The 12,775-nt window shown below is 71.7% G+C and carries 15 protein-coding genes; 6 read left to right on the top strand and 9 right to left on the bottom strand.

Annotated elements, in window-relative coordinates; all coding sequences use genetic code 11:
• Positions 1-75: 75 nt before the first annotated feature.
• The gene (locus H4N58_RS04920) at positions 76-1,152 is read left to right on the top strand and encodes a class I SAM-dependent methyltransferase (RefSeq protein WP_167001957.1); all 1,077 of its coding nucleotides are present in this window, start codon (positions 76-78) and stop codon (positions 1,150-1,152) included.
• Positions 1,153-1,241: 89 nt separating this feature from the next.
• Entirely contained in the window at positions 1,242-3,377 is a 2,136-nt protein-coding gene (locus H4N58_RS04915; protein ID WP_167248825.1) for an alpha/beta hydrolase, read from the top strand.
• Positions 3,378-3,484: 107 nt separating this feature from the next.
• Here the strand turns inward: H4N58_RS04915 and H4N58_RS04910 are convergent, their stop codons facing one another.
• Together H4N58_RS04910 and H4N58_RS04905 are read right to left on the bottom strand one after the other, a co-directional pair.
• Positions 3,485-3,835 carry a hypothetical protein gene (locus H4N58_RS04910; protein WP_167001953.1) on the bottom strand — a complete coding sequence of 117 codons (351 nt, stop codon included), beginning with the start codon at positions 3,833-3,835 and terminating at the stop codon, positions 3,485-3,487.
• Positions 3,836-3,997 (bottom strand): DUF3117 domain-containing protein, encoded by a 162-nt coding sequence (locus H4N58_RS04905; protein ID WP_167001951.1) that lies wholly within the window; start codon positions 3,995-3,997, stop codon positions 3,836-3,838.
• 100 nt (positions 3,998-4,097) lie between these two features.
• Between H4N58_RS04905 and H4N58_RS04900 the strand changes: the two genes are divergently transcribed.
• Positions 4,098-4,895: an enoyl-CoA hydratase-related protein gene (locus tag H4N58_RS04900; protein WP_167001949.1), complete on the top strand. Its 798-nt coding sequence runs from the start codon at positions 4,098-4,100 to the stop codon at positions 4,893-4,895.
• An 18-nt stretch (positions 4,896-4,913) separates the two neighbouring features.
• On the opposite strand, the gene H4N58_RS04895 is transcribed toward H4N58_RS04900, so the two are convergent.
• Genes H4N58_RS04895 through H4N58_RS04885 form a run of 3 tightly spaced genes read right to left on the bottom strand, consistent with a single transcriptional unit; the run spans position 4,914 to position 6,609 of the window.
• Entirely contained in the window at positions 4,914-5,723 is an 810-nt protein-coding gene (locus H4N58_RS04895) for a M14 family zinc carboxypeptidase (RefSeq protein WP_167248826.1), read from the bottom strand.
• A 15-nt stretch (positions 5,724-5,738) separates the two neighbouring features.
• Positions 5,739-6,314 (bottom strand): DNA-3-methyladenine glycosylase I, encoded by a 576-nt coding sequence (locus tag H4N58_RS04890; protein ID WP_167248827.1) that lies wholly within the window; start codon positions 6,312-6,314, stop codon positions 5,739-5,741.
• Entirely contained in the window at positions 6,307-6,609 is a 303-nt protein-coding gene (locus H4N58_RS04885; protein WP_243845011.1) for a DivIVA domain-containing protein, read from the bottom strand. The genes H4N58_RS04890 and H4N58_RS04885 overlap by 8 nt, the downstream gene beginning before the upstream one ends.
• Positions 6,610-6,624: 15 nt before the next feature.
• Here H4N58_RS04885 and folP point away from each other — a divergent pair, with 15 nt between their 5' ends.
• Positions 6,625-7,488, top strand: coding sequence for a dihydropteroate synthase (gene folP, locus H4N58_RS04880; RefSeq protein ID WP_167248828.1), 864 nt, complete (start codon positions 6,625-6,627; stop codon positions 7,486-7,488).
• Here the strand turns inward: folP and H4N58_RS04875 are convergent.
• From H4N58_RS04875 to H4N58_RS04860, 4 genes are all read right to left on the bottom strand, one after another.
• Positions 7,455-8,066, bottom strand: a complete 612-nt coding sequence (locus H4N58_RS04875) for a TetR/AcrR family transcriptional regulator (RefSeq protein ID WP_167248829.1) — start codon at positions 8,064-8,066, stop codon at positions 7,455-7,457. The genes folP and H4N58_RS04875 overlap by 34 nt on opposite strands.
• Before the next feature lie 97 nt (positions 8,067-8,163).
• Complete coding sequence (locus H4N58_RS04870) at positions 8,164-8,925, bottom strand: TIGR00730 family Rossman fold protein (RefSeq protein WP_167001940.1); 762 nt, start codon at positions 8,923-8,925, stop codon at positions 8,164-8,166.
• Positions 8,922-9,998, bottom strand: coding sequence for a succinyl-diaminopimelate desuccinylase (gene dapE / locus H4N58_RS04865; protein WP_167249798.1), 1,077 nt, complete (start codon positions 9,996-9,998; stop codon positions 8,922-8,924). The genes H4N58_RS04870 and dapE overlap by 4 nt, the downstream gene beginning before the upstream one ends.
• 44 nt (positions 9,999-10,042) lie before the next feature.
• Entirely contained in the window at positions 10,043-10,753 is a 711-nt protein-coding gene (locus tag H4N58_RS04860; protein WP_167248830.1) for a VOC family protein, read from the bottom strand.
• 53 nt (positions 10,754-10,806) lie between these two features.
• On the opposite strand from H4N58_RS04860, the gene dapD reads away from it, so the two are divergent.
• Positions 10,807-11,742, top strand: coding sequence for a 2,3,4,5-tetrahydropyridine-2,6-dicarboxylate N-succinyltransferase (dapD, locus tag H4N58_RS04855; protein ID WP_167001936.1), 936 nt, complete (start codon positions 10,807-10,809; stop codon positions 11,740-11,742).
• 95 nt (positions 11,743-11,837) lie between these two features.
• Positions 11,838-12,725: a hypothetical protein gene (locus H4N58_RS04850; protein WP_243842926.1), complete on the top strand. Its 888-nt coding sequence runs from the start codon at positions 11,838-11,840 to the stop codon at positions 12,723-12,725.
• The last annotated feature ends 50 nt before the right edge of the window (positions 12,726-12,775 follow it).

The following is a 12,775-nucleotide window of genomic DNA, read 5'->3' as shown; positions in this document are numbered from 1 at the left end:
GGGGTCACCGGATGCGACGGGCCGCTGCCCGCTCCTAGCGTTCACGGCATCGCACAGCTCACCTAGGAGGGTGACATGACCGCACAGATCGACACAGAGCCGATCGACGAAGGCGTCCTGATGGGGTTCGTCTTCCGGGCAGTCGACGAGGTGGGGGCGACGCTCAACGCCGCCCTGGTAGTGCTCGGAGACAAGCTCGGCTACTACCGCGCGCTGGCCGACGGCGGCGCACTCACACCGTCGGAGCTCGCCGAACGCACCGGGACGGCCGAGCCGTACGCCCGGGAGTGGCTCAACGCGCAGGCCGCCGGGGACTTCGTCCGGTACGAGCCAGACACCGGCCGCTACGTGCTCCCTGCCGAGCACGCGATCGCGCTCACCGACGAGTCCAGCCCGGCCTTCCTGCCGGGCCTGTTCCAGATCGCGCTCGGCACGGTCGCAGACTCGGCGCACATCGTCGAGGCGGCGCGTGACTCGGCCGGTCTCGGCTGGCACGAGCACAACTCGGACGTCCACGTCGGCTGCGAGCGGTTCTTCCGTCCCAGCTACCTGGCCCACCTGGTCGACGACTGGCTGCCGGCCGCGGGCGCGGCGGACAAGCTCCGTGACGGCGCGACGGTCGCCGACATCGGCTGCGGGCACGGCGCGTCGACGATCCTCATGGCCGAGGCGTTCCCTCGCTCGAGGTTCGTGGGCTCGGACTACCACGCGGCGTCGATCGACGTCGCGCGCGAACGGGCGGAGGCCGCCGGCGTCGCCGACCGGGTGCGGTTCGAGGCGACGTCGGCGCAGAAGCTCGACGAGACCCCGTACGACGTGGTGACGACGTTCGACGCGCTCCACGACATGGGCGACCCCGTCGGCGCCGCCCGGCACGTGCACCGTGCCCTCGCCGACGACGGCGTGTGGATGATCGTCGAGCCGATGGCCGGCGACCGTGTCGAGGACAACCTCAATCCGGTCGGGCGGGCGTACTACGGGTTCTCGACGCTCCTGTGCACCCCGGCGTCGCTGTCGCAGGAGGTCGGCCTGGCGCTGGGGACCCAAGCCGGTCCGGCCAAGATCCGCGAGATCACCTCGGCCGCCGGCTTCTCGCAGTTCGAGTCGGTGGCGCAGACGCCCTTCCACCGGGTGCTGGCCGTACGGAAGTGAGCCGCTTCCCGATCGGGCTGACAACGCGGGGCCGTCGCACCCGTCTGCAAGGGCAGACTGGGTGCGACGGCCGCTGACGGAGGGGGACGATGCGCGCCAGGGAGCCCGACGACCACGGTTCCGTCGTCCGCGACGGGGTCCGTGTCGCGTACGAGGTGTTCGGGGATGCCCCGCACACGATCTTGCTGATGCCGACCTGGTCGATCATCCCGTCGCTCACGTGGAAGGCACAGGTGCCGACCCTCGCCCGCCACTTCCGTGTCGTCACCTTCGACGGCCGCGGCAGCGGAGGCTCGGACCGTCCGGCGGGGCCCGAGGCCTACGCCGACGAGGAGTTCGTCGCCGACGCGCGGGCCGTCCTCGCGCGAGTGCGCCGTGGCGCCGACCCCGATCCGGCGCTCGTCGTCGGCTTCTCCTGCGGCGTGGCCTGGTCGCTCGCGATGGCCCTCGAGGCACCCGAGGAGGTGGCCGGCGTCGTCGCGATCGGCCCCGCCCTCGGACTCGTGCCCGGGATCGAGGAGCGCGAGCGCCAGGTGTTCCTCCAAGAGCCCGCCGACCCCGCAACGACGCCCGAGGGGTGGGCCACCTTCACCCGTCACACCTGGCTCCACGGCGACTACGACCACTTCCTCCGGTTCTTCTTCGGGCGGATGTTCACCGAGCCGCACTCCACGAAGCAGATCGAGGACTGCGTCGCCTGGGGACACGAGATCGGACCCGAACGCCTCGTCGACACCGAGTTCGCCCGCACCTCGTGCCGGGCCCCCGGATTCGCCCAGCGCGTGGTCCAGGCGGACGTGCCGCTCCTCGTGATCCACGGCGATGACGACCACGTACGCCCGTACGCCGAGGGGGTCGCCCTCGCCGACGCGACAGGCGGCACCCTGCTCACGATCGCCGGCGGCGGTCATGCCCCTCACGCACGCTCCCCGGTCGCGGTCACCCGGGCCGTACGAGAGTTCGCCGAGCGCCTGTGGCCCGAGACCTCCGTACGCCGCACGTGGACACGGGGTCGCCGCAGACCACGGCGCGCGCTCTACCTCACCTCGCCGATCGGGCTCGGCCACGTCCGCCGCGACCTGGCGATCGCCGACGCCTTGCGCAAGCACCACCCCGACCTCCAGATCGACTGGCTGACCCAGGAGCCGGCGACCGGGGTCCTCGCGCGTGCCGGGGAGCACGTCCACCCCGCCTCGGCGTTCCTGGCGAGCGAGTGCGCGCACGTGGAGGACGAGGCAGCCGAGCACGACCTGCACGCGTTCCAAGCGATCCGGCGGATGGACGAGATCCTGGCCGCCAACTTCGGCGTGTTCGACGACCTCGTGCGCGAGGAGCCGTACGACCTCGTGGTCGGCGACGAGGCGTGGGACGTCGACTACTTCCTGCACGAGAACCCCGAGCTCAAGCGGTTCGCGTTCGCGTGGTTCACCGACTTCGTCGGGTGGGTCCCGATGGCCGACGGCGGGCCCGCCGAGGCAGCGCTCACCGCCGACCACAACGCCGAGATGATCGAGCACCGGGCGCGGTTCCAGCGGGTGCGCGACCGGTCGGTGTTCGTCGGCAACCCTGACGACGTGGTGGACGAGACCTTCGGCCCGGGCCTGCCGGGGATCCGCGAGTGGACGGAGGAGAACTTCGCGTTCTCGGGCTACGTCACCGGCTTCGACCCGATCGGGGAGGCCGACCGGCAGGCCGTACGGGCGTCGCTCGGGCTGAGCCCCGAGGACCTGTTCTGCGTCGTCACGGTCGGCGGCTCCGGGGTCGGCGAACCCCTCCTGCGGCGGGTGCTCGACGCGGTGCCGATGATCAGGCGGGTCGAGCCGCGGATGCGGTTCCTCGTGGCCACCGGGCCCCGGATCGACCCGCGCGGTCTCCCGCGCAGGCGCGGTGTGCGCCTGAGGGGGTTCGTCCCCGACCTGCACCGGACACTCGGTGCGGCGGACGTGGCGCTGGTCCAGGGCGGACTCACGACCTGCATGGAGCTCACGGCGCAGGGGGTGCCGTTCGTCTACGTCCCGCTGCGCCACCACTTCGAGCAGAACGTCCACGTGCCGCACCGGCTCAGGCAGTACGGGGCCGGACACAGGCTCGCGTACGAGGAGGCGTGCAACCCGGACGCGCTGGCTCACGCACTGCTCGCCGAGGTCGGACGCACACCCGCGACGAGGCGCGTCGAGACCGACGGCGCCGCACGCGCAGCCGCCCTGCTCGCCGATCTCCTGTGAGCGGTGCCGCTCCGTTCGGTCCCCCGTCGCGGGCCCCGCTGCGACGACAGCGGGGCCTGCGACGAGGGGGCCCTAGCGATCAGCCGAAGGCGATCACCCGAAGGCGATCACCCGAAGGACGCGGCGGGCGCGAAGCCCGCTACACCCTCCGCGATCGCCACGATCTCGCACTCCTCGATGAGCACCGGGCTGCTGCCGATGATCTGCGATCCAGGAGCCGTGTCCGCCGAGGCGGTGAACGACTCCTGGAACGCTGCCCGCTCGGCATCGTCGGCAAAGACGTACACACCCTCGAACCAGGCGCCTTCACGTGCGCGCCAGGTCTTGAAGGCGAGGCCGTCCTTGCCGGCGAACCGCTCGTACGAGGTGTCCCGGACGTACTCCTTCAGCCGGTCGAGCGTGCCGACGGGGGCGTCACGCAGCGACCAGCGGACGGTCAGACCGGGGTGCGAGGCCACTCAGACAGCCTTCAGGGCATCACCGAGGTCGGAGGCCTCGTTGTTGGTGAGCTCGACGACGAGCCGCCCACCACCTTCGAGCGGAACCCGCATCACGATGCAACGTCCTTCCTTGGTGACCTCCAGCGGGCCGTCCCCGGTCCGAGGCTTCATGGCCGCCATGCGTTCCCCTCTCCTTCGTGCGCAGCGCCGACGCGTGCACCTTGAGTGGGTCCATTATCGCGCACGGTCGCGTCATCGGTGAATGCGGCAGACTGACGCCATGACCGAGCCCGCCTCTTCTGTGACGTACGACCTCTCTGAGGCCGTCGCGACGATCACGCTCTCACGCCCCGAAACGCTCAACAGCTTCAACGACGAGACCAAGGTCGCGTTCCGTGACGCGCTGCAGAAGGCGGCTGCCGACGACACCGTCCGGTGCGTCGTCGTGACCGGTTCGGGGCGGGCGTTCAGTGCCGGTCAGGACCTCAAGGAGCACATCGCGGCGCTCCGCAGCGGCGAGGTCTCGCTCGGCAACACCGTCGAGGAGCACTTCAACCCGATGGTGCTCGCGATCACGCAGATGCCGAAGCCGGTGATCGCTGCCGTCAACGGGATCGCCGCGGGCGCCGGGGCCTCGATCGCCTTCGCGGCGGACTTCCGGATCGTCGGCGCCTCGGCCGGGTTCAACCTCGCGTTCGCCAGCATCGCCCTGTCGGCCGACACGGGCGCGTCGTGGACACTCCAGCGGCTCGTCGGCCTCCCGAAGGCGACCGAGCTGCTGATGCTGCCCCGCACAGTCGGCGCCGAGGAGGCCGCCTCGCTCGGTCTCGCGACCCAGGTCGTCCCCGACGAGGAGCTCGCCGAGACCGTACGGAGCCTCGCGACCCGTCTGGCGTCCGGCCCGACGATCGCGTACGCGTCGCTGAAGCGGGCGCTCGCGTTCTCTGCCACCCACTCGCTCCCCGAGTCGCTCTCCAACGAGGCGCGGCTGATGGCGCTCACGGGCGCGACCGAGGACCACACGGCCGCCGTCGAGGCCTTCGTGGCCAAGGAGAAGCCGACCTTCGTCGGTCGCTGACCTTCCTCTCGCGGCCCGTCAGACGCGGCGACCGCCGAGCGCCTTGAGGAGGCCGTGCGGCGCGGTCCCGGTCAGGTAGGCCCGGGACGGTCGCCGGCTGAGCTCGACGGTGACCAGCTGGCCGTCGAGCCGATGGTTGAACCACTGCGAGAGCGTGCCGTGGCAGCCCGACCCGCAGGAGAAGGAGCGCCTGGGCAGCTTGAGGTGCTTCGCCAACCTGCGGGCGAGCGGGCGGTTGCCGGTGCCGCTGGTGTCGATCCCGTAGAGCGGCTGGTGGAACGACACCACCTGATCGGGGTCGACGCGGCGAAGGAACCGCATCATCGCCTTCGTCTCGGGCTCGGACGCCGCACGCGGCCCGGACCAGGTCGGCCCACGCTTCGAGCGCTTCCACCTGCGTGGGTAGTTGCGGTTGAGGTCGACGCCGCGGGCGTTGCGGCGGGCCTTGCGGGCGACTCCGTCGGGGTTGGCGTTGGGCACGATCCACAGGTCGAGGCCCTCGATCGGCCTCCCGTCGCGCAGCGTACGGAGGATGGCCTGCGGCTTGCGCTCGTCACCGTGCATCGCGGCGATCACGACAGCGGAGCGGGTGGCGTCCGGGTCGCCGAGCCGGTACGCCACGAGGTCACGCCCCCGGCGTGACTGGCCGAAGACGACCCGCTCGACCACCGCCGGGCGCGGAGCGGCCCGCACTGCGGTGTCCGCGATCACGACGGAGGCCGGTGCGCCGGACGTCGGGGCCGCGACGGCGCCGGGCACGACCAGCGCCGGGACGGGCAGCATCGCGAGTGCGACGCCGATTCGGACAGCACGCACGAGGGTCGGCATGCGCCCGATCCTCGCTCAGACAGGCTCCGTCCGCACGTGGCAGCCGGCGAGGTGGTCGTCCACCATGCCCGTGGCCTGCATGAGGGCGTATGCCGTCGTAGGACCGACGAACACGAACCCGTGACGCTTCAGCGATGCCGCGAGCGCCTTCGACTCCGGCGTCACCGCCGGCACGTCGGCCACCGACGCCGGGCGGGGCCGAGCCGGCGGCGCGAACGACCAGACGAGATCGGCGAACCCGCCCTCGAGCGCCCGCACCGCGCCCGCGTTGGCGATCGTCGCCTCGACCTTGGTGCGGTTGCGGATGATGCCGGCGTCGTCGAGCAGCTCCGCGACCCGCGCACCGTCGTACGCGGCGACGACCTCCGGGTCGAAGTCGGCGAACACCTCGCGGAACCGCGGGCGCTTGCGCAGCACGATCGCCCACGACAGCCCCGACTGGAACGCCTCGAGGGTCAGCCGCTCGAAGAGCCCGCGCTCGTCGCGGACCGAGCGCCCCCACTCGGTGTCGTGGTAGACCCGCATCTCGTCCGACGACTCCGCCCAAGGGCAGCGCGCGAGGCCGTCGTGGCCGACGACCGCGTCACTCATCACGCTTTCCCGTCTCGTCGGCCGTACGCGGCGCCTCGTCGGCGGCGGCCGCGCGGGCGTCGGCGTCGGCCTCCAGACGCGCGAGCAGGGCGTCGACCTCGTCGCGGGCGTAGCCGCGCCAGGCACGGGTGAACCGCACCGCACGCAGGTCGCGAGCTGTCAGCTCACCCTCAGCGGGCACCAGGACGTCGCGCCGCGTCGACACGGGCGGCCCCAGCGCCCCTGTGCGCCCCGCCACGACCGTGACGGCAGCACCGACGATCAGCGCACCCACGAGGACTCCGATCCAGATCACGCCTACGATCGTGCCATGGAGCTCCGACTGCGCGACCGCGTGTTCGCGCCGGGAGAGCACGCGGTCATGGCGATCGTGAACCGGACCCCCGACTCCTTCTACGACCGTGGCCGCACGTTTGCGTTCGAGGACGCCCTTGCCTACCTCGACGCCGTGGTCGCCGACGGCGCTGACATCGTCGACATCGGAGGCGTCAAGGCCGGGTACGGCGACGCGGTCGGCCCCGCCGAGGAGCTGCGCCGTACGGCGGACTTCGTCGAGGCCGCGCGTGCGCGCTACCCCGACCTCGTGCTCAGCGTCGACACCTGGCGCAGCGAGGTCGCCGACGTGTTGTGCGCGCGGGGGGCCGACCTGGTGAACGACACGTGGGCCGGGCACGATCCCGAGCTCGTGCATGTCGCCGCGCAGCACGGCGCCGGGATCGTCTGCAGCCACACCGGCGGCCTCGCGCCGCGTACGGACCCGTTCAGGCCCGCGTACGAGGACGTGGTGGCCGATGTCGTCGCGCGGACGACCACGCTGGCACAGCGCGCGGTGGACGCCGGTGTCGCGCCCGAGGGCGTGCTGCTGGACCCCACGCACGACTTCGGCAAGAACACGCGCCACTCGCTGATCCTCACGCGCCGGATCGGCGAGCTCGTTGCGACGGGGTGGCCGGTGATGGTCGCGCTGTCGCGCAAGGACTTCATCGGCGAGACGCTCGACGTCGAGCGGGACGACCGGCTGCCTGGCACGCTCGCCGCGACCGCCTGGTCAGCGGCGGCTGGCGTGAGGGTGTTCCGGACGCACGACGTCACGGCGACCCGTCAGTGCCTCGACATGGTCGCCTCGATCGCGGGGACCCGTCAGCCCGCCGTCTCTCGACGCGGACTGGCGTAGGACGCGACCTCGCGGACGAACGCGGCATAGACCTCGCGGGCCTTCTCGCTGTCGCGGTCGACGAGCCACGACAGCACCACGCCGTCGTTGATCACGACGAGCATGCGCGCCAGCACGTCGAGGGGCAGCGTCCACTCGACGTCGCACACCTCGGCGACGCGCTCGAGGACCCGCTTCGCCGTCTCGCGGTAGGTCGCGTACTGCCACTGGGCGAGGTCGTTGAACCCGGCGTTGCGCAGGGCGTGCGCGGCGACCTCGAAGGTGAGCAGGTGACCGTCGGGGTCGTCCTCGACGGAGTTCCACAGCTGGGTGAAGCTCTGCACGAGGAGCGAGGTGGCGTCGTGCTCGCCGGCGACGGCAGCGTCGGTGACGGTATCGATGTACTGCTCGGCCATCCGCCCGATCATCGCGCGCAGGAGCTCGTCCATCGACGCGAAGACGTAGTGGACGATGCCCGGCGTGGCGCCGGCCTCGGCGGCGACGGTGCGGGTGCTGACCGCGCCGACGCCATCGCGCTTGGCCACGACGAGCGCTGCCTCGATGAGCTGCTCACGACGCTGCTGTGACGAGACCCGCACGTGTTCTCCGTCCCTCGGACTGTCCGGCCAATTCTGCCGTACGGCGGGCTCGCACCGCTCGCGGCGCGCCAGGCGTCGGCGCCGGGGTCGGCCGGGCTCAGGAGCCCTGGAACTGCGCGACGACCTCGTCGACGTCGTCAGTCACGATCAGCCGGTCCACGTCGTCGGAGACGATGGCCCCCTCCTCGAGGACGGCGCCGTGCAGCCAGTCGAGCAGGCCGTTCCAGTACGAGGTGCCGTAGAGCACCACCGGGAACTGCGTGACCTTGCGGGTCTGGGCCAGCGTGAGCGCTTCGAACAGCTCGTCGAGCGTGCCGTAGCCACCGGGGAAGACCACGAACCCCTGCGCGTACTTGACGAACATCGTCTTGCGGGCGAAGAAGTAGCGGAAGTTGACCCCGAGGTCGACCCACGGGTTCATCTTCTCCTCGAACGGCAGCTCGATGCCGAGGCCGACGGAGACCCCGCCGCCCTCACAGGCACCGCGGTTCGCCGCCTCCATGATCCCCGGCCCACCGCCGGTGATGACTCCGATCCCGGCGTCGGCGAAGCGGTGGCCGACCTCGCGGGCGGCCTCGTACCAGCGCGATCCCGGAGCCATCCGGGCCGAGCCGAACACGCTCACTGCGGGGCCAAGCTCGGACAGGGCGCCGAAGCCCTCGACGAACTCAGCCTGGATCCGCAGCACCCGCCACGGGTCGGTGTGGAGCCAGTCGGCGCGTCCACGCGTGTCGAGGAGCCGCTGGTCCGTCGTCGTCGGCGTGATCTGGCCCCGTCGCATGACGACAGGCCCCTTGACCCGCTCGTTGTTCTCGCGCTCCGATGCAGGCGGAGCTCCGCCCGGCCAGTCGTCACTCATCGTTGTCCTCCCTCGCCCCTCAACCACGCGTGTAGACGCTGCTCGACCGCGAGCAGCTGGGCCACCGGCACCCGCTCGTCCTGCTTGTGGGCCAGCAGCGGGTCCCCGGGGCCGAAGTTGACCGCCGGAACGCCCAGCCGGGTGAACTGCGCGACGTCGGTCCAGCCGAACTTCGGATTCACCTCGACGCCCATCGCCGCGACGAACGCCGCTGCGGCCGGCCGGTCGAGCCCGGGCATCGCACCTGGCGCCGTGTCGGTCACGGCGAGGTCGTACCCGTCGAAGACCTCGTGGAGGTACGCGAGCGCCTCCTCCTCCGTACGGTCGGGCGCGAAGCGATAGTTCACGCTCAGCCGCGCCTCGTCCGGGACGACGTTGGAAGCGACGCCGCCGCTGATGCCGACTGCGTTGAGGCCCTCCCGATAGGTCAGGCCGTCGATGACGGGGCTGCGGGCCTGGTGGTCGACGAGCCGCTGCAGGACCGGGGCGAGCCGGTGGACGGCGTTGTCGCCCATCCACGAGCGCGCTGCGTGCGCCCGCTCGCCGCGGGTGATGACGTCGACGCGCAGCGATCCCTGGCAGCCTGCCTCGATGACACCGTTCGACGGCTCCATGAGGATTGCGAAGTCACCGGCGAGCAGCTCGGGACGCTCGCGCGCCAGCCGACCGAGACCGTTGGCGGAGGCCTCGATCTCCTCGGCCTCGTAGAAGACGTACGTGACGTCACGCACCGGCTGCGTGACGTGCGCGGCGGCGCGCAGCGCAACGGCGACGCCGCCCTTCATGTCGCAGGAGCCCAGACCCCACAGGTCGTCGGCGACCAGGCGCGAGGGGAGGTTGTCGTTCGCCGGGACGGTGTCAAGGTGGCCGGCGATCACGACGCGGCTGTCGCGGCCGAGCGCCGTCCGCGCGACGAGGGTGTGCCCGTCGCGGACGACCTCGAGGTGGGGTGCGTCGCGCAGGGCAGCCTCGACGGCGTCGGCGATCGTCGCCTCGTCGCGGCTCTCCGAAGGGATGTCGACGAGGGCGGCAGTGAGGTCGACGACGTCTGCGTCGAGGTCGAGCGAGCTCATGGTGTCCATCCCATCACGCTCCGCTCCGTACGAGGGACGCGGCATCATGGCTCCTCGGAAAGTGCCTCGTCCCCGAAGACGCAGAACTCGTTGCCCTCCGGGTCGGCCATGACCGTCCACGAGACCACGGCGCCGGGTGCACGAAGCACGTGCGCGCCACGGCGTACGAGCGCGTCGACGGCATCCGCTCCACCCGTCACGTCCCAGTGGATGCGGTTCTTGACGGTCTTGGGCTCGGGCACGGTGGCGAACACGAACGCGTCGAACGGTGCTCCCGGTGGCGCGACCGCGCTGACACCGTCCTCGTCGGCCGCCTCCGTGCCGAGGACGTCGGCCCACCAGGCCGCGATCGCCGGTGCATCGGCGGCGTCCACGGCGACCTCGTACAGGCGGTACGGGTCCTTGCGCTCCGTCCACCAGTCCTCCGGTCGGACGAACGCACAGACCTCGCCACCCTCGGGGTCGGCCATCACCGTCCACGGGAGCGACCCCCACTCCGGCAGGACGCGCGCGCCCGCGGCCTCCATCTCGGCGACGGACCACGCATGCACGTCGAGGTGGACCCGTGCCTTGGCCGTACGGGGCTCCGGGACGCGGTTCACCCAGATCGTGTGCTCGGGGGTCGACCCGCGCAGCACCGCGTCGCCGTCGTCGAGGGCCTCGGCCGTGAGCGCGAGCACGCGGGCCCAGAACCGCGACGCCTCGGACGGGTCGCGCGTGTCGATGCAGAGGTCCTTGAACTGTACGAGGGCCATCACCGCACCCTAGGGCACCGGGGCGCGTGGAGCCGCTCGATAACCTGGGCCGCATGACCTCCTCCCCGCAGCCCGCCTGGGCGTACGGCATCGCCACGCTCACCGAGGACGGCACGGTCCTCGACGTCTGGTACCCGAACCCCGCGCTCGGCGCCTTCGATGGCACCGCCGAGCCGAGCGGACTCACTGCCCTGGAGGGCGAGGACGAGGTCCGTCAGGTCCGCCGCACGGTCGTCCGGACCGAGATCGGCGACCTCGCCGCACCTCCGGCCGACGCGTACGACGCCTACCTGCGGCTGCACCTGCTGTCGCACCGTCTCGTACGCCCGCACGGCGCGAACCTCGACGGCCTGTTCGGGCTGCTGTCCAACGTCGTCTGGACCACGATCGGCCCCTGCGCCGTCGAGGGGTTCGAGCAGACGCGGCTGCGCGCGCGCGCCGCCGGCCTGAACGTGGCCGTCACGAGCATCGACAAGTTCCCGCGGATGACCGACTACGTCGTGCCGTCCGGCGTACGGATCGGCGACGCCGACCGTGTCCGCCTCGGCGCGCACCTCGCCGACGGCACGACCGTGATGCACGAGGGATTCGTGAACTTCAACGCGGGCACGCTCGGCCACGCGATGGTCGAGGGCCGCATCAGCGCCGGAGTGGTCGTCGGGGACGGCACCGACATCGGCGGCGGCGCCTCGATCATGGGCACACTGTCGGGTGGGGGCAAGCAGGTCGTCAGCCTCGGCGAGAACTGCCTCCTCGGCGCCAACGCCGGCATCGGCATCTCGCTCGGCGACGACTGCGTGGTGGCCGCGGGCTGTTACGTCACCGCCGGCTCGAAGGTGACGCTGCCTGACGGTTCCGTCGTGAAGGCCGCCGAGCTGTCCGGCCACGACAACCTGCTGTTCCTCACGAACACCGAGACGGGGCGGCTCGAGGCTCGCCCGCGCCACGGCAGCGGCATCACGCTCAACGCCGCGCTCCACGCGAACTGAGCGCCGTGGACGCCACCACACAGCGCTCGGGGCGTGGCGGCGTGCTCGTGCTCGTCCTCGTCCTCGTCATCGCGGTTGTCGCGGCGGGGGTCGTCGTGCTCGCCCGCAGCGGGTTCGTCCCGCAGCTGCGCGGCGAGGAGTGCACGGTCGAGGTCGGGGAGACGTACGCGACCCTCGACCTCGAGCAGGCCGAGCACGCGTCGCTGATGGCGGCGATCGCGAAGCGCCGGGACCTGCCGGCGCGCGCCGTGACGATCGCCCTCGCGACGGCGTACCAGGAGTCGAAGCTGCGCAACATCGACTACGGCGACCGCGACTCGCTGGGTCTCTTCCAGCAGCGGCCGTCGCAGGGCTGGGGCACCCCCGAGCAGATCTTGCAGCCCCGGTACGCGATCAACCGCTTCTACGACGGGCTCGAGAAGATCGAGGGCTACCGCTCGATGTCCATCACGGACGCGGCGCAGGCCGTTCAGCGGTCAGGCTTCCCCGAGGCGTACGCGGACCACGAGGCGTACGGGCGGGCGCTCGCCTCGGCGCTCACCGGCAACTCCCCCGCCGCGTTCACGTGCGTGGTCGACCCGGCCGCCGACGGCGAGGAGGCGCTGGGCAAGAACGGGCTGACGCCGGCTGCCGAGGCGGTGCGGGTGGACCTGCGCCAGGCGTTCGGGCGGCTGTCCACCGGCGGGTACGCCCCCGAAGGCGTGAGCACCGGGCACTCCGCAGGCTCGAAGCACTACGAGGGCAGAGCCGTCGACGTGTTCTTCCGGCCGGTCACCGCGCAGGCGAACAAGGACGGCTGGGCGCTCGCGCAGTATCTCGTCGCGAACGCGAGCCGCCTCGACGTCGCGACCGTCATCTACGACGCGAAGATCTGGACGGCGCGTCGGGCGCCGCAGGGCTGGCGCGACTACACCCCGCCGGCGCGCGGCGGCGACCGCGCGATCCTCGAGCACCGCGACCACGTCCACGTCGACGTGGCCTGAGCCCGGACGTCATACGGATCGGGGGTCGTTGCCCACGATGCGTATGACGT

This window comes from Mumia sp. ZJ1417 (assembly GCF_014127285.1).
GTDB lineage: Bacteria > Actinomycetota > Actinomycetes > Propionibacteriales > Nocardioidaceae > Mumia.
The sequence above is the reverse complement of the archived record's forward strand: the minus strand, read 5'-3'. Positions and strand labels throughout refer to the sequence as shown.

Excerpts from the sequence above, each read along its gene's own strand:
- H4N58_RS04920 (WP_167001957.1), top strand. The coding sequence starts at position 76 with ATGACCGCACAGATCGACACAGAGCCGATCGACGAAGGCGTCCTGATG.
- H4N58_RS04915 (WP_167248825.1), top strand. The coding sequence starts at position 1,242 with ATGCGCGCCAGGGAGCCCGACGACCACGGTTCCGTCGTCCGCGACGGG.
- H4N58_RS04905 (WP_167001951.1), bottom strand. The coding sequence starts at position 3,997 with ATGGCGGCCATGAAGCCTCGGACCGGGGACGGCCCGCTGGAGGTCACC.
- H4N58_RS04900 (WP_167001949.1), top strand. The coding sequence starts at position 4,098 with ATGACCGAGCCCGCCTCTTCTGTGACGTACGACCTCTCTGAGGCCGTC.
- H4N58_RS04895 (WP_167248826.1), bottom strand. The coding sequence starts at position 5,723 with ATGCCGACCCTCGTGCGTGCTGTCCGAATCGGCGTCGCACTCGCGATG.
- H4N58_RS04890 (WP_167248827.1), bottom strand. The coding sequence starts at position 6,314 with ATGAGTGACGCGGTCGTCGGCCACGACGGCCTCGCGCGCTGCCCTTGG.
- folP (WP_167248828.1), top strand. The coding sequence starts at position 6,625 with ATGGAGCTCCGACTGCGCGACCGCGTGTTCGCGCCGGGAGAGCACGCG.
- H4N58_RS04870 (WP_167001940.1), bottom strand. The coding sequence starts at position 8,925 with ATGAGTGACGACTGGCCGGGCGGAGCTCCGCCTGCATCGGAGCGCGAG.
- dapE (WP_167249798.1), bottom strand. The coding sequence starts at position 9,998 with ATGAGCTCGCTCGACCTCGACGCAGACGTCGTCGACCTCACTGCCGCC.
- H4N58_RS04860 (WP_167248830.1), bottom strand. The coding sequence starts at position 10,753 with ATGGCCCTCGTACAGTTCAAGGACCTCTGCATCGACACGCGCGACCCG.
- dapD (WP_167001936.1), top strand. The coding sequence starts at position 10,807 with ATGACCTCCTCCCCGCAGCCCGCCTGGGCGTACGGCATCGCCACGCTC.